Origin of the sequence: Pontibacillus chungwhensis BH030062 (assembly GCF_000770675.1) — a bacterium.
Lineage (GTDB): Bacteria > Bacillota > Bacilli > Bacillales > BH030062 > Pontibacillus > Pontibacillus chungwhensis.
Genome location: NZ_AVBG01000009.1, coordinates 1 through 19,400 on the forward strand (window position 1 = coordinate 1; position 19,400 = coordinate 19,400).

General features: G+C 40.7%; 20 protein-coding genes. 14 read left to right on the forward strand and 6 right to left on the reverse strand.

The annotated features are described in order from the left end of the window. Positions 1-105: 105 nt before the first annotated feature. A complete protein-coding gene (locus N780_RS12055) occupies positions 106-552 on the reverse strand; it encodes a universal stress protein (RefSeq protein ID WP_036784370.1) in 447 nt (148 codons plus the stop codon). Between the two features lie 115 nt (positions 553-667). Between N780_RS12055 and N780_RS19885 the strand changes: the two genes are divergently transcribed. Then, positions 668-826: a hypothetical protein gene (locus N780_RS19885; RefSeq protein ID WP_156969168.1), complete on the forward strand. Its 159-nt coding sequence runs from the start codon at positions 668-670 to the stop codon at positions 824-826. Positions 827-847: 21 nt separating this feature from the next. On the opposite strand, the gene N780_RS12060 is transcribed toward N780_RS19885, so the two are convergent. Then, positions 848-2,182: a purine-cytosine permease family protein gene (locus N780_RS12060; RefSeq protein ID WP_036784372.1), complete on the reverse strand. Its 1,335-nt coding sequence runs from the start codon at positions 2,180-2,182 to the stop codon at positions 848-850. Positions 2,183-2,257: 75 nt separating this feature from the next. Between N780_RS12060 and N780_RS12065 the strand changes: the two genes are divergently transcribed. From N780_RS12065 to N780_RS12110, 10 genes are all read left to right on the forward strand, one after another. Continuing rightward, positions 2,258-3,025 carry an SDR family oxidoreductase gene (locus N780_RS12065; protein ID WP_036784375.1) on the forward strand — a complete coding sequence of 256 codons (768 nt, stop codon included), beginning with the start codon at positions 2,258-2,260 and terminating at the stop codon, positions 3,023-3,025. A 163-nt stretch (positions 3,026-3,188) separates the two neighbouring features. Continuing rightward, a complete protein-coding gene (gene ald, locus N780_RS12070; protein WP_036784377.1) occupies positions 3,189-4,307 on the forward strand; it encodes an alanine dehydrogenase in 1,119 nt (372 codons plus the stop codon). A 160-nt stretch (positions 4,308-4,467) separates the two neighbouring features. Then, the gene (locus N780_RS12075) at positions 4,468-4,977 is read left to right on the forward strand and encodes a DUF4178 domain-containing protein (RefSeq protein ID WP_036784380.1); all 510 of its coding nucleotides are present in this window, start codon (positions 4,468-4,470) and stop codon (positions 4,975-4,977) included. Between the two features lie 19 nt (positions 4,978-4,996). Then, positions 4,997-5,665 (forward strand): PspA/IM30 family protein, encoded by a 669-nt coding sequence (locus tag N780_RS12080; protein ID WP_036784382.1) that lies wholly within the window; start codon positions 4,997-4,999, stop codon positions 5,663-5,665. Positions 5,666-5,746: 81 nt separating this feature from the next. Next, positions 5,747-6,421 carry a DUF4247 domain-containing protein gene (locus N780_RS12085; protein ID WP_036784385.1) on the forward strand — a complete coding sequence of 225 codons (675 nt, stop codon included), beginning with the start codon at positions 5,747-5,749 and terminating at the stop codon, positions 6,419-6,421. Positions 6,422-6,441: 20 nt separating this feature from the next. Next, positions 6,442-6,837, forward strand: a complete 396-nt coding sequence (locus tag N780_RS12090; RefSeq protein WP_036784388.1) for a DUF350 domain-containing protein — start codon at positions 6,442-6,444, stop codon at positions 6,835-6,837. A gap of 510 nt (positions 6,838-7,347) precedes the next feature. After that, positions 7,348-8,883, forward strand: a complete 1,536-nt coding sequence (locus N780_RS12095; protein ID WP_036784390.1) for a polyamine aminopropyltransferase — start codon at positions 7,348-7,350, stop codon at positions 8,881-8,883. Between the two features lie 55 nt (positions 8,884-8,938). Then, positions 8,939-9,619, forward strand: a complete 681-nt coding sequence (locus N780_RS12100; RefSeq protein WP_036784392.1) for a metal-dependent hydrolase — start codon at positions 8,939-8,941, stop codon at positions 9,617-9,619. 136 nt (positions 9,620-9,755) lie between these two features. Next, complete coding sequence (locus N780_RS12105; RefSeq protein ID WP_036784394.1) at positions 9,756-9,992, forward strand: hypothetical protein; 237 nt, start codon at positions 9,756-9,758, stop codon at positions 9,990-9,992. Positions 9,993-10,078: 86 nt separating this feature from the next. Next, entirely contained in the window at positions 10,079-11,392 is a 1,314-nt protein-coding gene (locus N780_RS12110) for a CBS domain-containing protein (RefSeq protein WP_036784395.1), read from the forward strand. Between the two features lie 50 nt (positions 11,393-11,442). Here the strand turns inward: N780_RS12110 and N780_RS12115 are convergent, their stop codons facing one another. Beyond that, positions 11,443-11,736 carry a YtpI family protein gene (locus N780_RS12115; RefSeq protein ID WP_036784398.1) on the reverse strand — a complete coding sequence of 98 codons (294 nt, stop codon included), beginning with the start codon at positions 11,734-11,736 and terminating at the stop codon, positions 11,443-11,445. A gap of 128 nt (positions 11,737-11,864) precedes the next feature. Between N780_RS12115 and N780_RS12120 the strand changes: the two genes are divergently transcribed. After that, positions 11,865-12,818 (forward strand): DHH family phosphoesterase, encoded by a 954-nt coding sequence (locus tag N780_RS12120; RefSeq protein ID WP_036784401.1) that lies wholly within the window; start codon positions 11,865-11,867, stop codon positions 12,816-12,818. A gap of 200 nt (positions 12,819-13,018) precedes the next feature. Here the strand turns inward: N780_RS12120 and N780_RS12125 are convergent, their stop codons facing one another. The 3 genes from N780_RS12125 to ytrH all read right to left on the reverse strand — a co-directional run bounded on the left by N780_RS12125 (position 13,019) and on the right by ytrH (position 14,190). Continuing rightward, positions 13,019-13,240, reverse strand: a complete 222-nt coding sequence (locus tag N780_RS12125; protein ID WP_036784405.1) for a YtzJ family protein — start codon at positions 13,238-13,240, stop codon at positions 13,019-13,021. A 99-nt stretch (positions 13,241-13,339) separates the two neighbouring features. After that, complete coding sequence (ytrI, locus tag N780_RS12130; protein WP_036784407.1) at positions 13,340-13,858, reverse strand: sporulation membrane protein YtrI; 519 nt, start codon at positions 13,856-13,858, stop codon at positions 13,340-13,342. Further along, positions 13,858-14,190, reverse strand: a complete 333-nt coding sequence (gene ytrH / locus N780_RS12135; RefSeq protein ID WP_036784409.1) for a sporulation membrane protein YtrH — start codon at positions 14,188-14,190, stop codon at positions 13,858-13,860. The genes ytrI and ytrH overlap by 1 nt, the downstream gene beginning before the upstream one ends. A gap of 140 nt (positions 14,191-14,330) precedes the next feature. On the opposite strand from ytrH, the gene dnaE reads away from it, so the two are divergent. Both dnaE and ystJ read left to right on the forward strand, forming a co-directional pair. Beyond that, positions 14,331-17,663 (forward strand): DNA polymerase III subunit alpha, encoded by a 3,333-nt coding sequence (dnaE, locus tag N780_RS12140; RefSeq protein WP_036784410.1) that lies wholly within the window; start codon positions 14,331-14,333, stop codon positions 17,661-17,663. Between the two features lie 470 nt (positions 17,664-18,133). Beyond that, positions 18,134-19,378: an NADP-dependent malic enzyme gene (gene ystJ, locus N780_RS12145; protein ID WP_036784412.1), complete on the forward strand. Its 1,245-nt coding sequence runs from the start codon at positions 18,134-18,136 to the stop codon at positions 19,376-19,378. The last annotated feature ends 22 nt before the right edge of the window (positions 19,379-19,400 follow it).

Sequence of the window (19,400 nt, forward strand, 5' to 3'; positions counted from 1 at the left end):
AGATAAACAGTTTTATTTTTATACTGTCTACCATAGGGGGAGCATCTCATCATGTCTGAGCTTTTTTTGATGGATGGTATAGTTAACTTTTGCTTACGTGAAGACTTATGAATGATCAGGACGAACAACAAGTACATCACAGCTTGCATAACGTGTGATGTGTTCAGAAACACTGCCGATAAAGAATCGTTCGACTGCGTTTAAGCCAGTTGCTCCGCATATGATTAAATCTGCTTGAAATTTTGGTGCCACTTCTTTAGCAATTTTTACTTTAGGGGATCCGTATTCAACGTCTACAACAACTGATTGTACACCCTGGTCTTTTGCGTGATTTTCGTATTTGGTCAAGATTTCTGTTGCATACTCTTCTGCCCTAATTGCAAGCGAACGATCATATGCTTCAACAGTGGCGAAAGCACGTGTATCCACGACATGAGAAAGGTATAATGTTGCATCATTTCGTTTAGCAATTTCAACGGCTTTTTCAAAAGCAAACTCTGATGCATCAGAACCATCGACAGCTACGACAATTCGTTTGTATTCAAAAGACATAACAGATCTCTCCCTTCTTTCCTTTATTATATCATGGGAGCGCATTCAATTGGTAAAAGGTGTAGGGAGGATTAAGACGAATCTGTGACATACTAAAGATGTGGAGGTGCTTGATATGCAAAACAAAGATAAGAAGAACAAATTAGGTTTAACTTATGATGCCGAAGGGGAAAACATGGTAGCAAGTCAACTTCGTGACAGCTATCAAAGTGGCTATATTGATGAAAATGCTCAACGTGAACGTGAGCAATTAAAAGGTATCAAACCTCGATAAAAAAATGCCTCATCCTGAGTCTTACACGAACTCAGGATGAGGTTTTTTATTGCTTGCGGCAATCCAGTAACTAAATCCAACGGCTAAGAATGTAATAAATCCAGGTGAAAAGGCGTCTGGGAGGAGGAAGTAAAGAATGCTTCCTAATAAGACAAACCTAAATGGAAGTTTATAGATCGCTTGCTCTTTCTTAATCTTTTGTAGGGATTCAAGAGCTAATACGCCTTTTTTAATCACTAGAAAATCTACAACAATAACAGCTGAAATAGGAATAATAAATCCGCCTAATATAGAGATAAACTGCTCTGCTTCACTAACAAGGCTAGGATAAGAACTTAATAATACCCCTAGAGCTCCAAAAATCACGGCGCTTTTAACTCTGGATAACTTTGAGAACGTATTTAGTAAGCTGTACCCACCTGTATAGGCATTACTAATATTAATCGATATCATGGAGACCATGGCTGTAAGCGTGATAATCCCTAGAAACCAAGGTGAATTCGTAGCATTACTTGCTGAAACGTAAGGATTTAATTCGTTAAATAAAATGGCTGAACTACAGCCGATGATGGCGGTAATAAGGAACCCTATGCTATTTCCGATCCATAAGCCAAGTGCTCCTTGTCTTGGACTTTTAGCGTAACGTGTCATGTCGGCTGAAGCGCTAACCCCGGAAACGTATTGTACGAAGGCCAAACTAGCGAAAAAGACCATCATGCTTATGCTGCCATGCCCTTGTTCAGGTGAAAGCGTAAGGAGTGAACTAGAAGCTTTATTTGTAGTAAAGTATAAGTAAAGCATCACACCTTCTCCTGCGAGCAATAGCGGTAGAAAGTAAGAGGTGGCTTTTTTGACAGCCCCAAATCCTACAATGGCTAAGAGTACCATGAGGATGGAGAGGGGCAGCGAGAACATTAAAAATGGATATTGGTCTCCTGTCATACGTACAATTAATTGTTGAAGGACATACGTTCCTCCGATGGTTTGCACGCTGAACCAATAGAGCGATGTTATACTACGAATAGGAGAAGAGATGTACCTGGCTCCTTTACTTCCAAGCATTGTTCGAATTGCGTACTGAGATGGGATTCCGTATAAAGAACCAGGATAAGATAATAGAGATACAAAAATAAATCCTAAAATGGCACCAATACTTGTAGCTATGACAGCTGCGAGGAAAGATAAATTTCCTTTTAGTACAGCCAATGCAGGAATTAGAAAATTACCAGCATTAGCGGATATGGCGATCTGAATAATGGCATATTGATACCAAGGTGTTGTTCTTTCAGAAGCAGGTACCGCATCTAAGCCTATTCTTTCTACAAAGGATTGCTTAGCAGAAGCTGCTTGATCCATAACGTCACTTCCTCTCTTAGCACATCAATTGTACATATACAAAGAACAAATTGTAAATATAAAAGGAGGTACAGCATGCGACACGCTATTATTACAGCAGGAGCGAAAGGGTTAGGTAGAAGAGTAACAGAAGAATTTTTAGAAGCGGGTTTCTCCGTCACCCTTACATATCGAAGCAATTATGAGAAAGTGGAGGACCTGCTAGAGCAGTATGCTTCTAAAAAAGATCGAATTCATGCTGTGCAAGCAGACGTTACAAATAAGACAGACATTGAACACTTAGTGAATGAAGCAATGAGTATATACGGACGTGTTGACGTTCTCGTTAACAATGCAGGACCATACATTTTCGAGCGTAAGAAATTAATGGATTATACAGAAGATGAATGGAATACAATGGTTCGTGGAAATTTAGACGCTGTATTCTACTTACTAAAAGCTGTTGTTCCAATTATGAGAAAGCAACATTATGGACGCATTATTAATTATGGATTTCAGGACGCGAGTAACGCGCCTGGATGGGTTTATCGAGCAGCTTTTGCTGCAGCTAAAACAGGGCTTGTGTCTCTGACTAAGTCTATCGCATTTGAAGAGGCTGAGTATGGAATCACTTCCAACATGGTGTGTCCTGGGAAAATTGAAGGGGATTTAAAGGAAGCACCTATTGGAAAAGGAAAAGAAATTGCTGATCCAAAAACGCCTATTGGACGCTCTGGAACAGGCGGAGATATAGCGCGATCTATTCTATTTTTAAGTGATGAAAATGCAGATATGATAACAGGTACGATTATGGAAGTAACTGGAGGGGTAGATGTTATTCATAAGAACCGTCAATTCAAGTAGTCCATTCTTGTATAGAGACTGAGTACGCTGCTTTCTGTTGGTACTAGCGATTTAAAAAGGTAGAGCTCTTTATAGTAAGTTTGTTACAATGAAAGGGCTTACAAAAATATCAGCAATTAAGTAGGGCAGTTGTTCGCGTGAGAGTTCAATAGGAGGGTAAGGAATGAAAATTGGCGTACCGAAGGAAATTAAAAACAATGAAAATCGAGTAGCTATGACACCAGCCGGGGTTATGTCATTAAAGAGTGCGGGTCATGAAGTGGCTGTCGAAGTTGGCGCAGGAATCGGTTCTGGTTTTTTAGATGAAGAATACGTAGACGCTGGGGCTACACTTGTTGAAACAGCTTCAGAAGCATGGTCCCAAGATATGGTTATGAAAGTGAAAGAGCCTCTTAAAGAAGAGTTTGAACATTTCCATGAAGGACTAATCCTATTTACATACTTACACTTAGCTCCCGAACCTGAATTAACCAAGGCGTTAATTGATTACAAAGTAGTCGCTATAGCGTACGAGACAGTACAAGCACCTAATGGCACATTGCCCCTTCTTACTCCTATGAGTGAGGTAGCAGGTCGTATGGCTTCTCAAATAGGAGCTCAATTTCTTGAGAAGTCAAAGGGAGGTATGGGAATTCTTTTGGGAGGAATTCCAGGTGTAAGAAGAGGGAAAGTGACGATTATCGGTGGTGGTGTTGTTGGAACAAACGCTGCAAAAATCGCTATGGGTCTTGGGGCAGATGTAACCATTATAGACTTAAGCCCTGGACGTCTCAGGGAACTTGATGACATATTTGGATCTTCAATTAATACGATAATGTCGAACCCATTAAATATAGCAAGGGAACTGCGAACATCTGACTTGGTCATTGGAGCTGTCCTTATTCCAGGTGCTAAAGCACCTAAACTCGTTACAGAGGACATGGTGAAAGATATGATGGATGGATCGGTGATTGTAGATGTAGCTATTGATCAAGGGGGAATCTTTGAGACAACAGATCGAATTACTACCCATGATGAACCGACTTATGAGAAACACGGTGTTTTACATTACGCGGTTGCGAACATGCCTGGAGCAGTTCCTCGTACCTCTACAATTGGGTTAACAAACGTCACTGTGCCATACGCATTGCAACTCGCTAATAAGGGGTATAAGAAAGCGTGTCTCGATAACGAGGCCTTGTTGAAAGGAATCAATACTTTGAGTGGATTTGTGACGTATAAAGCAGTAGCTGAAGCTCACGATCTTGAGTATTGTGATGTTCATGAGCTTTTAAACGAATAGATAAGATGACTGGGGCAGGCTAAAAAGGTCTGTCCTATCGTGTACCATTCAACCGTGGACAAATGAATGAAAAGTAATGTTTTTCCGGATAAATGAAACGTATTTTTTTTACATCCGTATAAGATGTATAGAACCAATCCAATAGATGAGGTGATGGAGCTTGGGTTTATTTTCGAAGTTGTTTCAGAAATCTAAACCGAAGGAAAATGATGTGAAAGCTAGAACGCCCCTAACGATCCAAGTTGGGGATATCGTTACTTACGACTTAATGGATTATGAAGTGGTAGGGAAAATCACATACAAGGATGGTTCTTATAAATGGTATGCGTACCAACTTTTAGAAGGAAGGAATGCGATATGGCTTTCTGCTGAAATGGACGACGAATTAGAGTTAGGTATTTATAAGACCGTTTCCTTATCAGTTGAAGAACCTTTTCCTCAGAAGCTTGAATTTGAGGGCCAAACCTATCACTTAGAAGAGGAAGGTAAGGCGAATGTTAGGGGAGAAGGAAGAAGTGAGAATATCGATGGTCGTGTAACTCATTACGGGGATTATAGTAGTGCAGATGGTGAGCAATTCTTAAGTGTAGAAACATGGGGGACAGGAACAGAAGTAAGCCTTGGGACTTCCGTTGAAGAATATGAAATCAAAATACTTGCAGGTTCATAATTAAAAGGAGGATTTTCTTATGTTTAAACTGTTTAAACGTGTAGGCACAGTGGTTAACTCTGAATTAAATGCAATGCTTGATAAGGCAGAGGATCCGGTCAAAATGTTAGATCAATTTATGAGGGATATGGAAAAGGATATTCGTGAAGCAGAAAGTGCAGTAGCTAAACAAATTGCCAATGAAAAGATGTTAAAAAGAAAGTATGACGACGCACAAGCGCTAGTAGAGAAGCGCCAAGATCAAGCAGAAAAGGCCATTGAAGCTGGGAATGAAGACTTAGCCAAACGCGCTTTACAAGATAAGAAAAATCAACAAGAGCAATATGAATCTCTGAAGGAATCATGGGAAAGGGCTAAAGCGGATTCTGAATCTTTAAGACAAAAGTTAGATGAGATGAAGAAAGAATATCAGGAAATGAAATTAAAGAAAGATTCCTTGAAGGCAAGAGCTGAATCAGCTAAGACACGTACGAAAATGAATCGTACCATGTCAGGCATCTCAAGTGATGAATCTAAGCGTGGGTTTGAGCGTATGGAAGAAAAGGTTATGAAGTATGAAGCTGAGGCGGAAACAAGCGAAGATTTGTCGAGTGAATCACGTTCTTTGGATGATGAATTTGAAGAATTAGAAAAGGATAGTGTGGATGACGAATTAGCTGAGTTAAAGAAAAAATTAGGGAAAGAATAAAAAGATGCTTTAGTGGCCTGCTTCTAATGGAGCTGGCCCTTCCTTTGTTAGGAAATTGTATTTGTTGGAGGTGAATAAAAAATGAGGGGCGTTTTTATTCTTATAATTCTTTCTTTTGTTACTTTATCTGGATGTAGCCAAGGACTGCAACCGTTTGATGAAGGTATTGGTGATTCGAACAGTGGGATGTCTGGTTCTCGTACATATACGTTTCCTGAAGAACCTCCTAAAGAAGAGATGCTTGAACAAATTAAAAATAAGAAGAATACTTCTCCAGAGGAACTAGTGAGTTCAGTATTTCCGCTTTTAGATGTGGTAGAAGGGTCTTCTTCAAATCAAGAAGCTCGTATATATGTGACGCAGCAATTCACTATACAAGAATTAACAACGTCTTTAACCGATGCCTTTCCTCCTGATAAAGAGAGTGAGCTCAAGGATGGGAAGCAGATATTAATTTATCCTGAACAATTCATAAGCTTTAAAGAAAGTGAACAAGATGAGGATGCTGTGTTAATCGAACTAGCCAGTGATCGGTTTGTGAGGGATAATTATTCACCTAATTATTTCAACGGTTTCTTTGCCTTATGGGTGTTAGATGAAGTTCTTGATGTCGATGACTGGGGGAAGAAGCGAAAAAGAATTTGCGCTAGTAGCGGGTGCTATGGAGGCTATTCTAGCAGTAAATACCGACCTGGTCAGGCAGGAAGTTTACGTGGATCTAGTGGTCGAGGCGGCGGACCAGGAACGGGAAAATAAATGAAGAAGGGTGATCATTCATGGAGCCATTTTTATGGACATTTTATTATTTTGTAGTAGCTATCGTAGTAGTGTTTATCGGACTTTTAATATTTGAGAAGATAACGAAACAATACAAGGATTGGGAAGAAATAAAAAATGGAAATACAGCAATCGCTCTATCCATTGCTGGTAAAATAATAGGGATCTGTATCATTTTATCATTTGCTATTTATCACTCGTTACAGCTGATGGATACTTTAATTTGGGGAGCGTATGGGGTCTTCTTACAAATGATCGCTTATCTATTATTCGAATTCATGACCCGTCGTTTCTCTGTGGAGGACCAGCTTAAAGAAAATAACATAGCTGTCGGGATTGTCACGATGGGAGTTTCCATTGGGCTTGCTTTTGTAATAGGAGCTTCGATAACCTAGAAATACAAACCCTTCGCTCCCTATGGGGTGAAGGATTTTTCTATTGGGGAGAAGTGGTGAATACTCGAAGCTGAGACACTCTAGTGAGAATGGGGTATGTTGTTGAGAGCTAGGGGGGGCTGGGGAACGACTCGCTTTCCACGGGCGAGCTGTCGAGCCTCCTCGCTCACTTCGTGCACTGCGGGGTCTCGTCGACCTCTTTCTCCCGTAGGAGTCTCCCCGTTCCCCAGCCCCCCTCGTTGTATATTGACTAACGGCCCCGCAACTGAGAGTTGCAGTGCTCACTTGTATATGCATATAGCGCGTTTCCGTTATCTTTAATATGGAAAAGGTGGGCCTGGAAACTGCGAGACTCCCGTGGGCAGAAGAGCCTAGGTGAGACCCCGGAGGCCGGCTATGCCGGCTGAGGAGGCTCACCAGCTCCCCACAGGAAAGCGAGTGGTTTCCAGGCCCACCTTACGCTCAATTAAAGTAAACGGAAATATCATTAAGCTGTTAGGGGGGATATGTGTGGAAGCTAAGGCGGTGAGGCAGAGTAAGCTCATTTATTGGGCGTCGGGGATTGTATCAATCTGTGGCATTATTTTTGAAGTTTTATTCGGAGCGCTTGGGTCTTACATACTAGGAGATGGTGTAAAACAATATACGCTAACGATTTCTCTCTTTCTGACTGGAATGGGAATTGGGGCATCAATTAGTGAACGGATTATGAAAGATTTAATCACGGCTTTTGTTCGTGTGGAGTTTGCGGTTGCTTTAATCGGAGGGTTCTCAAGCTTTCTTATGTTTGGGATCACTGCTTTTGCTCCAGAGGGTTCTGAAGCCCTGTTCTTGTATACAGTTACGTTTAGTATTGGTGCCTTAACTGGCGTGGAACTACCGATTCTAATACGTAAGGCGAATGAGATCGGTGTAGAACTTAATCGTTCCACAGCTCGTGTGTTGTTCTCTGATTATGCTGGTGGACTGATTGGTGGGTTACTGTTTGCCTTTTATTTACGCCCGCAGATGGGTATGGTGAAAAGTGCATTTATCGTTGGGGTGATTAACCTTTCTGTTGCTCTGTTGGTTCTTTGGTTGTTTCGGAAAGAGATTTCTTACTTAAAGATACATATGGTGTCAGGGGTTCTAATAGGGCTCCTGCTTATAGCAGGTGTTTTATTTGGGGAAGAAATGGCTTTTTCCTTTGAACAAAAACTTTATAAAGATCCGATTATACATATGGAAGACACTGCATACCAACGTATAGTTTTGACGAAAGAACAAGGGGACACAAGATTATACCTCAATGGTGCCTTACAGTTTAGTTCATCAGATGAATATCGCTATCATGAAACGCTTGTTCATCCTGCGATGGCTAAAGCTTCCTCTACTAAGAATGTGTTACTTCTTGGAGGAGGAGATGGGCTAGCGGTTCGAGAAATACTAAAGTATAAGGAGGTAGAGTCGGTTACGGTAGTAGACCTTGATCCCAGAATGACGGAACTAGCCCAGACCAATTTTCATTTATTGCAATTAAATGAAGATGCTTTAAGCGATGAGCGGGTGAACATCTTAAATCGAGATGCCTTTAAGTATTTAGAGCAAACAGATGAGATGTATGATGTTGTGATTGTGGATCTCCCTGATCCTAATAATGAAAGCTTAAACAAGTTATATACATGGGAATTCTATTCCCTCATTCGCAATCACCTTAATAGTGAAGGTGCCATCATGGTCCAGGCAACGAGCCCTGTCTTCGCAAGATCCGTTTACTGGACCATTTCTGAGACCATTGCTTCAACGGGTTTACATACTAAGAATCTTCACATTGATGTTCCGAGTTTTGGGAACTGGGGATACGTCCTTGCGAGCCGTACACCGACAAGTATGGAGCAGCTTGCTATTAAACCTCCAACTCGTTACCTAACTCAAGATATGCTTGAAGCACTGACTGTTTTTGGGAAGGATGAAGACAAGGATATTGAGGGTGTTGAACTAAAACCAAATACATTAATTGATCCTCATTTAATTGAAAAGTATGAACAAGCATGGAAGAACTACTAAACGGGTAAAGACATAAGTGAAGGTACGATTAATCGATATAAAGGAGAGGTTTTCTGTGAAGGTATCTTACCACGGACATTCTGTTGTAAAAATGGAAACAAACGAACATACGATTTTAATTGACCCTTACATTTCGGAGCAGGGAAACTGCGACCTTGATGCTAGTACGATTGAAGCGGACGTTATTTTATTAACCCATGGTCATAACGATCACGTTGGAGACACGGTGGAGATTGCTAAACGAAATAATTCTTTTGTTGTCGCTCCATTTGAACTGGCTACTTATTTGGGGAATAAAGGATTAAACACTCACCCTATGTATATTGGAGGGGCACATTCGTTTGATTTTGGTACCGTTAAGTTTACACAAGCTTTTCATGGTTCTTCGTACACAGAAGAAGACGGAACAATTGTTTACACAGGTATGCCAACAGGAATTCTATTCACCTACGAAGAGAAAACGATTTACCATGCAGGGGATACCGGATTATTTAGTGACATGAAACTGATTGGTGAACGAAATAACATTGATTTAGCCTTCTTACCAATAGGCGATAATTTTACAATGGGACCAGATGATGCGACGGTAGCTGCAGAGTGGCTTCAAGCGAAACATGTAGTGCCGATTCATTACAACACATTCCCTCTTATTGAGCAAGACGGTGAAGCGTTCGCTGAAGGAATAAAAGGTGGAGCTGGCAAAGTCATGCAAGTGGGTGAATCACTAACTCTTTAGAAAACAGGATTGCTTGAGAGCCTATGTTATTTAATAACATAGGCTCTCATTGTTTTGTGAATCTCTTTTTCCCTACATCATGTTCTGCTTTGTTAGTTCATATAATTAGGACAAGAACACGGAGGTGGAGGAAGAGATGAGACAACATGCATTATTAAGATTATTGTTAGCGTGCTTTCTGTTTTATGTAGCGTGGCCTTCCGTACAGGTACAGGGTAGTACGGCAGGGTCTTATTTTTGGATGGCATGGCTTGTTTTTTTGTTTATGGTAATGGGGGCAAACCTGGCAATTTTACTAAATTTGCGGGTTCAGCTTGTGTATAGAGAAGAAGAGGTGGAGAAAGAAAAGCAGTTTTCTCTTGGTAAAAATTGAAGCCATGAACGTTCATCTGTATAATAACACTAAGAAGGAATATGACTAGTACAGTTTGTATAGTTCGGAAAGCATGGTGAATTAGATTGGCAACAAAGCATGAACAAATATTAAATCATATAGACTCCCTGTCGATTGGAAGCAAGATTTCTGTACGAGGCATTGCAAAAGCCTTAGAGGTAAGTGAAGGAACGGCGTATAGGGCGATTAAAGAAGCGGAAAACCAAGGTCTAGTAAGCACGATCGAACGAGTGGGGACCATACGAATTGAAAGGAAAAAGAAAGAAAACATTGAACGCCTCACATTTGCTGAAATTATCAACATCGTGGACGGTCAAGTTCTTGGTGGAAGAGAAGGCTTGTATAAGACATTGAACAAGTTTGTCATTGGTGCAATGAAATTAGAAGCTATGATGCGTTATACAGAGGCAGGTTCCTTGTTGATTGTTGGGAATCGTACGAATGCACATGAATTAGCTTTGAAAGAAGGAGCTGCTGTTCTAATCACAGGTGGATTTGACACAGAAGAACATGTGAAACGTCTTGCAGATGAGAAGCAACTCCCCATCATTTCAACAAGTTACGATTCATTCACTGTAGCTACTATGATTAATCGCGCTATTTATGATCAGCTTATTAAGAAAGAAATTGTTCTCGTCGATGACATTTACACTCCATTTGAAAACTCTTTTTACCTTCATCCAGACGATCCAGTGAGTCGATGGCATGACTTTAACGAAGAGACGATGCACAGCCGCTACCCAGTCATTGATCAGCACATGCGTGTAGTGGGAATGGTGACGTCAAAGGACGTGATCGGAAAAGAACCTACCCTTTCAATTGATAAAGTGATGACGAAGCAGCCAATGACGGTTCAAACGACGACCTCTCTCGCTAATGCTGCCCATATGATGGTGTGGGAAGGTATTGAGATCATGCCTGTAGTTGATGCGTACCATAAATTCAAAGGGATTATCTCAAGACAAGATGTGTTAAAAGCGTTGCAGCAATTACAACGTCAACCACAAGTGGGAGAAACGATTGATGATTTAGTGACGAGCCAACTACAAGAGACGTCAGATCTGTTTGAGCAAACGATTTATGAGACTCGTGTAACACCACAAATGACCAATCAGTTAGGAACCCTTTCGTACGGAGTGTTTACCTCTCTTGTTGTAGATGCTGGTAGTCGGTTGCTTCACCATTATAAAAAAGGAGATCTTGTCGTAGAGAATATATCGATTTACTTTATAAAACCTGTTCAGCTCGATAGCACCCTTGAAATTAAACCACGAGTATTAGAAGTGGGAAGGAAGTTTGCTAAGGTTGATGTGGAAGTCTTCAATGAAAAAGTTTTAGTAGGAAAAGCGATGCTTATGGCACAGCTTATAGATCGTTAAAAAAGTACCCGATCTCCTATAGATTAAATGAGGACAACGGGTACTTTTTATTAACTGTTTCGTTCTTTTAACTGTTTCCCGTAAAATCGGGTGGTTTTATATCCATAGACTAGCTGAGCACCACCTAAGATAATAAACACAATGGTAATATAAAGAGCTAATTTCGTCTGATAAACGATATAAATGTTCATGGAAATCGCCACCATAAATAATCCAAGAGCAATTCGTGCTTTCGAATTGGTATACACTTGTTTCAATGGGTCTTCCCCTAAGCGTAGAATCTGCACTTTGTAGAGTAGATACATCGCTAAAGAAAGCACGATAATAATCGGGATAATCACCATTTGAATCGACCTTTCACCAAAAATGTAAGACTATTATTATTGTAACGATATTGGTAAAGTTATGCTACCGCTTTTTAAAGCGGTATGATTAAATAGTACATAAAAGTATTAAAGAAGGAGTTCTGTTCATGAGTAAAGCCGAAGTATTTCAATTAATCCAACAGTATCAAACCATCATTATACATCGTCACGTTCGTCCGGATCCTGACGCTCTTGGTTCTCAAGGGGGGTTAGCTGAAATCATTCGAGCAACGTTCCCTGAAAAAGATGTTTACCTTGTTGGAGGTGACGATCCATCTCTGACCTTCTTGACAGAAATGGATTCGATTGAAGATGGCATGTTTGAAAATGCCCTGGTCATCGTATGTGATACAGCAAACCAAGCTCGGGTTGATGACCAACGATATGCAAAAGGGGACAAAATCATTAAAATTGATCATCACCCAAATGTGGACCCTTACGGAGACGTGCGACTTGTTGATACTGAGGCGAGCTCAACTTCTGAATTGATTTATGAATTTTACACCACTTTTAAAGAAGATGGTTTGAAAATGACAGATGAAGCCGCGCGATTAATCTATGCTGGAATCGTTGGTGATACTGGGAGATTCTTATTCCCGAGCGCGACAGGGAAAACGTTCAGTTACGCTGCTGAGCTTGTTATGTATAACTTTAACCGACCTGCTCTATATGATCAGTTATATACAACAGAGCATGAGATTGCCAGGTTAAAAGGTTATATTCTTCAAAACTTTACGGTCGCTGAAACAGGGCTCAGTACTGTTAAAATAACGAAAGATATTTTAGATGAATATAATGTAACGCCTAGGCAGACTTCTGCATTAGTCGGTACGCTTGGTGATATTGATGGGGTATTAGCTTGGGCGATTTTTGTAGAAGAAGAAGATCAGATTCGCGTACGCTTACGCTCGAAAGGTCCAGTAGTAAATGAAATCGCAGCTAAATATAATGGCGGCGGTCACCCTATGGCTTCAGGGGCTTCAGTTAAGACATGGGCCGATACTGATAAAGTTGCTGCCGATTTAAATGAAGTGTGTATTCAATACAAGAAGGATCAGTAAGTCAAAAAAGTCTGGAGATCCCCTCTCCAGACTTTTTAATGAGTTATGGAAACAAGCTATCCTTCGTTCTATCAGTAAAAACAAAAAAGCACGCCCATTTACTGTTTGGGGTGCTGACGCTATAGGTTAATTTGGTTAAAGCAAATAGAGATAATTGGAAGGTGGTATTCTATGTGGATGTTTATGTTTGAGGACAAAGGTTACATATGTGCTATTTGTTCATCAGAGGGCGTAATAGTATTCTCCTGAGGGATAAACCAACAACCGCTGTCTGTTTCATCCATCAAAACCGAGATTTGACGGTTTTCGATTTCACGTTTTACTAATCGAATGAGTTCTCTTGACTCAGCGTAAGCTGTTTGACCACTTATAAGACGATTCAACTTATCTTCTACCATACGCTTTCGGTTCATAATTAACATGTTCCTCACCCCTTTTTTGTCATGATGTGTTTCTATCTTTATTGTATAAAAATTCGGGCAATAACACTACTGTTTTCAGAATTTTTCACAAATTGTTCATTAGTTTTTGACAAAGTCGATCTTTAAACTCACTTTAAACGTAGGAGCGATGACCAACCGCTCAATCTTAACTTCATATGTTGAATCGTCCACTTTATAGCTTCTGTTTTCTATGGATGAGTAGATCAAGCTTGTGTTCTCTGATAAAGATGAAAGATTTTGCCCGATAATGTCAGGGAGTTGCTTTCTTACCATATCCCTTAATTTGTATACGCTGAGACGATCTAATTTGTGCTCAGAAAGTAGTTTTTTTTCATTTACAAAATTGATTTCAATACTTTGAACTGTAATTGATTTCTTTTGCTGTTCGTTTAATTCCTCTTTATCTTTGTTTAAGATCTCATAATTATCTTCTAGTGTAGATAGCTCACTTTGTAATCGCACGTTTTCTTCAATTCGTTGTTCCATAAGTGTTCCATACATGAATAAGAATACGGCGAAAGCTAATATGCCACCTATAAATACCCCTGCAAAAAATCTCTGCCAGCTTGTCTTCTTGTAATAGGGAGGGATATGCATTAAGATACCTCCTCTTGAATAAGCCACTCAATAATTAATAATGCTGTTTGGACACCACCCATTGCCGATAAAATTAGTATTATTTGTTTGAATATATCGATTGTAGACCCATCATAAAACCCTTTTTCAAAGTTTGTAATTGCGTCGAATGTGCCTCCAATGGCAGCTACTATTGCCCAAATTCGGAGGCTTTTAGCCAGTCTGGCCATATAAGTGAAAGGCGCTTCTCCGGCAGCGAAAGCTCCAATCGTCCCGATTAAAGTGCCACCGATCATAACCCCGAGTGCAATGAAATAGTACTGAAAAATTGCTGCAAAAAAACGTTCTTCCATACAATCCTCCCCTTCAGGATGGTACAACCTGCCTTATAGTAAATGTATGGAGAAAAAAGACACAGTATGCCATCGTTTCGTTTGAGAGGAAGGATGCGCTATAATGAATAAAAGAATTTGACCATGAGGCGGTAGTTAATATGGATTTTGTTCATCTACAAGTACGTAGTGGATATAGTCTGATGAGAAGTACAAATACAATAGAAAAGTTAGTGGCAACAGCAAAGGAACAAGGTTTCACATCTTTAGCTCTTACAGATGAGGGTGTCATGTACGGAGCGGTATCCTTTTACCAGACGTGTATGAGGTATGGGGTGAAACCAATTTTAGGTTTAACCGTTCGTGTATTCTACGAAGGTGGTACAGAAGAACTTGTATTGCTGGCGAAATCTAATCGCGGGTATGAAAAGTTAGTAGAGTTGAGCAGTTATCTTCAAATGAGTGAACAAGAAGCGTTAGATCGAAGAGAGATTAATGCTTATACAGAGGGTTGTATTGGAATATTGCCTTTATATCAATCTTCCCTTCACCCGCTCATTCTTCATAATGAAGAGCATAGGTTAAGTGAATCTTTGAATAATTGGAAGAACGACTTTGGAGATGGTGATTTCTACATAGGAGTAGAGGATCATGGCTTAGAAGAAGAACGACACCTTCACGTAGCTCTTGAGGAAGTGATGCCTGAAGGTGTTCCGATGGTTGCCTTGCAAGATGTATGGTATTTAAATGAAGAAGACGTTTATGCTTACGACTGTTTACAATCCATTCGTTCGAACACCAAATGGGATGGGCAGCCATCTGCTAATCAAAAGCATCATCATTTCAGGTCTTCTAAGGACATGTATAATCTTTTCGGTGAGTGGAAGCCTGAACTTTTGACCGAAACAAGAAACATAGCTAACCGTTGCGATGTTTCGTTATCGTTTGATCGGATGATGCTTCCGAGCTATCCTGTTCCGACGGAGGATACATCTGATCAGTATTTAAGATCTCTGTGTGAACAAGGTTTAGATCAACGATATGGTACCCCTTCCGAGCAAGTCAGAGAACGACTCGATTATGAACTGAGCGTCATTGAGTCGATGCAGTTTAGTGATTACTTTTTAATTGTTTGGGATTTTATGGATTATGCTCGGAAAGAAAAAATCATGACTGGGCCAGGAAGAGGTTCCGCAGCGGGTTCTCTAGTTGCTTATTTATTATATATAACAGATGTAGACCCAATTAAATATGATTTGTTATTTGAACGTTTCTTAAACCCTGATCGTGTTACTATGCCAGATATTGATATAGACTTCTCTGATGTCAGACGAGATGAAGTCATTCAATATGTCGCTCAGAAATACGGGGCAGAACATGTTGCTCAAATTATAACTTTCGGGACGTTTGGGCCTCGCTCTGTTATTAGGGAACTCATTAAAACAATGGGGATTGATCAACAAGAAGCCGCATACTTAATGAAATTCATCCCACAACAATCTTCAGGTTCTATAGTGGAGATTGTTCAGGATTCCACCGAATTAAAAGAATACATTCAAGGGTCAGATACGCTAAAGCGGCTATTTAGAATTGCAACAAGGCTTGAAGGACTTCCTCGTCATGCATCGACCCACGCAGCAGGTGTTGTAATTAGTCAGAAACCTCTGATGAAAAATGTTCCTTTGACAAGTGGTCATGATGGTGTCCCCCTTACACAGTTTGCCATGAATGAATTAGAGGCGATTGGGCTACTGAAAATGGACTTTCTTGGTCTTAGGAACTTAAGTCTCATAGAACGGATGACTGAATCAATTAAGAAGAAGGAGTCAGTCGGTGTAACGTTTGAATCATATTCGGATCCAGCTACATTCTCTCTCCTTCGAAATGGAAAAACTACGGGCGTTTTTCAGCTAGAATCTAAAGGGATGCGAGATGTTCTAGAGAGGTTACAGCCTTCACATTTTGAAGATATTGTGGCTGTAAACGCCCTGTATCGGCCAGGTCCAATGGAATTTATTCAGACCTATATTAATCGTAAGCACGGCAAGGAAGAAGTGACCTATCCTCATCCGGATCTACAACCGATTTTGCACAAGACTTATGGTGTTCTTGTATATCAAGAGCAAATTATGCAAATTGCTCATAAGATGGCAGGTTTCTCTTTAGGTCAAGCGGACTTACTTCGACGTGCAGTGAGTAAAAAGAAAGAACAAGCCATATTAGAACAAAAGAATGCATTTATTAAAGGTTGTAGTGTCAATGGTTATACAACAGATGTTGCAGAACAGATGTTTCAATGGATCATTAGCTTCTCCAACTATGGTTTCAACCGTAGCCATGCGGTAGCCTACAGTGTAATATCCTATCAGCTGGCTTATTTAAAAGCTCACTATCCAGCGTATTTCATGGCAGAATTGATGAGCTCTGTTTCTAGTGATCGGATTCAATCTTATGTGAACGAGGCAAGAGAGTTATCTGTGCCGATTTTATCGCCTTCTGTTAACAGAAGCTTTGGGAAGTATACAGTAGAGCGGGGTTCCATACGAATTGGTCTTGGGAGTATTAAGGGAGTAGGAAAAAATGCTTTAAAGGAAATTATTCAGTCTCGTAAAGAAAAGCCATTCAAACATCTATTCGATTTTTGCAGACGGGTGTCACTTACAGTCGTTAATCGTCCCGTGATTGAGTCTCTTATTCTGGCAGGGTGTTTTGATGATACAAATCGAAATCGTGCCTCTTTGTTAGCTAGTGTTGACCACGCTATGGAACAAGGTGAATTATTTAGCGAAACGAATGATCAGGAATCCTTTTTCACCGAGGAAATTGAACTTGGCGCATCCTATATTGAAGTAGAACCTTTCTCAAAAATGAAGCAGCTAGGAATGGAGCGAGAAGTGCTAGGGATGTATATTTCTTCTCATCCATTGGCTTCCTATCGAGAACAACTGAGAGAGAACGGTTTCTTGTCGCTTCGTGAAGCGAGTAAAGCCGCTCGTAAAAAGCAACTGAAAGCCAGTGTAGTCATACAAGAATTAAAGGTGATTCGTACAAAAAGAGGAGATCCAATGGCATTCTTAACGCTAGGGGATGAGCAGACGGAGATGGAAGCAGTTGTGTTTCCTGATTTATTTAGAGAAGTACGTCAATGGCTTGATGAAGAACTGATCGTTTTTATAGTAGGGAGAATGGAAGAAAGGAATGGGAAACTTCAGTGGATCCTGGAACAAATTGGGCCTTTCAAGGAAGAAGAGTTAGGGAGATCTTCAGCAGATAGCCGTCGATTGTTCTTGAAAATACAAGATGAGAAAGATTCAACCCTAAAAAAAGTGAAAGAGATTTCGACGCAGTATCCAGGGAATGTGCCCATTATTGTTCATTATCCCCTTCAAAAAGAGACCTATCAGTTAGGAATTTCGTATGCTATTGAACCAAAGCGAGAAGCCATTAAGCTTTTAGAGGAAGAGCTAGGGGAGGCAAATGTTGTGTTGAAATAGCGGTCTGCGCTTTTCTTGTCTAGCTCCAGGGGCTAGGGCCTAGCGAGATAAGCAATCTATCTCCAGTGGCTAATCGCCACTTCTGATAGCTTTCTTATCCGTACGGCCCTGGGCAAGCCCCTTGCGCTTTTCTTGTCTAGCTCCGGCGGGTAAGGGCTAGCGAGATAAGCAATCTACCTGCAGTGGCTAACGCCACTTCCGGCAGCTTGCTTATCCGTACGCCCTTGAACAACCCGCCTGCGCTTTTCTTGTCTAGCTCCGGCTCCTAGCCCCTAGCGTCATAAGCAATCTAACTCCAGTGGCCTTCTGCCACTTCCGTTAGCTTGCTTATGCGTACGGGGCTGAACAGTCGCCTGTGCTTTTCCTCTTTACACCACATATCGATTTGTTATAATGAAGTAGGTTAGTGGTCAGACCACTTTGTGAAGGTTTTTACAATACGTTTTTTTACAAAAAAGGAGCGGGTTTTAGTGACGAATTTACGTGAAGAGGCACTTCATATGCACCGAGTTCATAAAGGGAAGCTTGCGACGCATTCTAAGGTTCCTGTTAAAAATAAAAATGATTTAAGTTTAGCTTACTCACCAGGAGTAGCTGAGCCTTGTAAGGAAATCTATGACCAAAAGGAAGCGGTCTATGATTATACAATGAAAGGGAACATGGTAGCTGTTGTTAGTGACGGTTCTGCTGTTCTTGGGTTAGGTAATATTGGAGCAGAAGCTTCTTTGCCAGTTATGGAAGGAAAAGCGGCTTTATTTAAAAGTTTCGCAGGTGTTGATGCGTTCCCAATTTGCTTGGGCACGAATGATGTGGATCAAATTGTACAGACTGTTAAGTTAATGGAACCAACTTTTGGTGGGGTGAATCTAGAAGATATTGCTGCTCCGAACTGTTTCATTATAGAAGAACGTCTAAAGAAGGAAACGAATATTCCTATTTTCCACGATGATCAACATGGTACAGCGATCGTGACCGTAGCTGGTCTCATGAACGCATTGAAGCTATCAGGCAAGAAATGGTCTGATATCAAAGTGGTTGCGAACGGTGCTGGTGCTGCTGGTATTGCGATCATTAAGCTTCTTTATCATTTCGGTGTACGCGACATTATCATGTGTGATTCAAAAGGGGCAATTTTTGAAGGACGCAGCTATGGCATGAACGATGTTAAAGATGAGATTGCTAAGATGACGAATAAAGACCGTATAGAAGGCGAGCTTTCTGATGTCATGCAAGGGGCAGATGTTTTCGTTGGCGTATCTGTAGGAGGATTACTTTCTAAGGAAATGATTGAGAATATGAATGATGATCCAATTATATTTGCCATGGCAAACCCAGAGCCTGAGATTATGCCAGAAGATGCCAAGAACGCTGGGGCAAGCGTTATTGGGACAGGCCGTTCTGATTTCCCAAATCAGGTGAACAACGTTTTAGCATTCCCTGGTATATTCCGTGGAGCCCTTGATGTACGAGCTACTAGAATTAATGAAAAGATGAAGATTGCTGCTGCTGAGGCAATCGCTTCTTTAGTTAGTGAAGAAGAACTTCACGCAGATTATGTTATTCCTGCACCATTTGATACAAGAGTAGCCCCTGCTGTTGCAGCGGCTGTAGCTAAAGCGGCTATGGAGTCAGGTGTGGCTCGTCATCAGGTTGACCCTGAAGAAGTAGCGGAAAAAACGCGCCAGCTTGCCTTAATTGATGAAGATAACGAATAAGTTTCGAAGTAAGCAATCTCTT

Excerpts from the sequence above, each read along its gene's own strand:
- N780_RS12055 (WP_036784370.1), bottom strand. The coding sequence starts at position 552 with ATGTCTTTTGAATACAAACGAATTGTCGTAGCTGTCGATGGTTCTGAT.
- N780_RS19885 (WP_156969168.1), top strand. The coding sequence starts at position 668 with ATGCAAAACAAAGATAAGAAGAACAAATTAGGTTTAACTTATGATGCC.
- N780_RS12060 (WP_036784372.1), bottom strand. The coding sequence starts at position 2,182 with ATGGATCAAGCAGCTTCTGCTAAGCAATCCTTTGTAGAAAGAATAGGC.
- N780_RS12065 (WP_036784375.1), top strand. The coding sequence starts at position 2,258 with ATGCGACACGCTATTATTACAGCAGGAGCGAAAGGGTTAGGTAGAAGA.
- ald (WP_036784377.1), top strand. The coding sequence starts at position 3,189 with ATGAAAATTGGCGTACCGAAGGAAATTAAAAACAATGAAAATCGAGTA.
- N780_RS12080 (WP_036784382.1), top strand. The coding sequence starts at position 4,997 with ATGTTTAAACTGTTTAAACGTGTAGGCACAGTGGTTAACTCTGAATTA.
- N780_RS12085 (WP_036784385.1), top strand. The coding sequence starts at position 5,747 with ATGAGGGGCGTTTTTATTCTTATAATTCTTTCTTTTGTTACTTTATCT.
- N780_RS12090 (WP_036784388.1), top strand. The coding sequence starts at position 6,442 with ATGGAGCCATTTTTATGGACATTTTATTATTTTGTAGTAGCTATCGTA.
- N780_RS12105 (WP_036784394.1), top strand. The coding sequence starts at position 9,756 with ATGAGACAACATGCATTATTAAGATTATTGTTAGCGTGCTTTCTGTTT.
- N780_RS12115 (WP_036784398.1), bottom strand. The coding sequence starts at position 11,736 with ATGGTGATTATCCCGATTATTATCGTGCTTTCTTTAGCGATGTATCTA.
- N780_RS12120 (WP_036784401.1), top strand. The coding sequence starts at position 11,865 with ATGAGTAAAGCCGAAGTATTTCAATTAATCCAACAGTATCAAACCATC.
- N780_RS12125 (WP_036784405.1), bottom strand. The coding sequence starts at position 13,240 with ATGTTAATTATGAACCGAAAGCGTATGGTAGAAGATAAGTTGAATCGT.
- ytrI (WP_036784407.1), bottom strand. The coding sequence starts at position 13,858 with ATGCATATCCCTCCCTATTACAAGAAGACAAGCTGGCAGAGATTTTTT.
- ytrH (WP_036784409.1), bottom strand. The coding sequence starts at position 14,190 with ATGGAAGAACGTTTTTTTGCAGCAATTTTTCAGTACTATTTCATTGCA.
- dnaE (WP_036784410.1), top strand. The coding sequence starts at position 14,331 with ATGGATTTTGTTCATCTACAAGTACGTAGTGGATATAGTCTGATGAGA.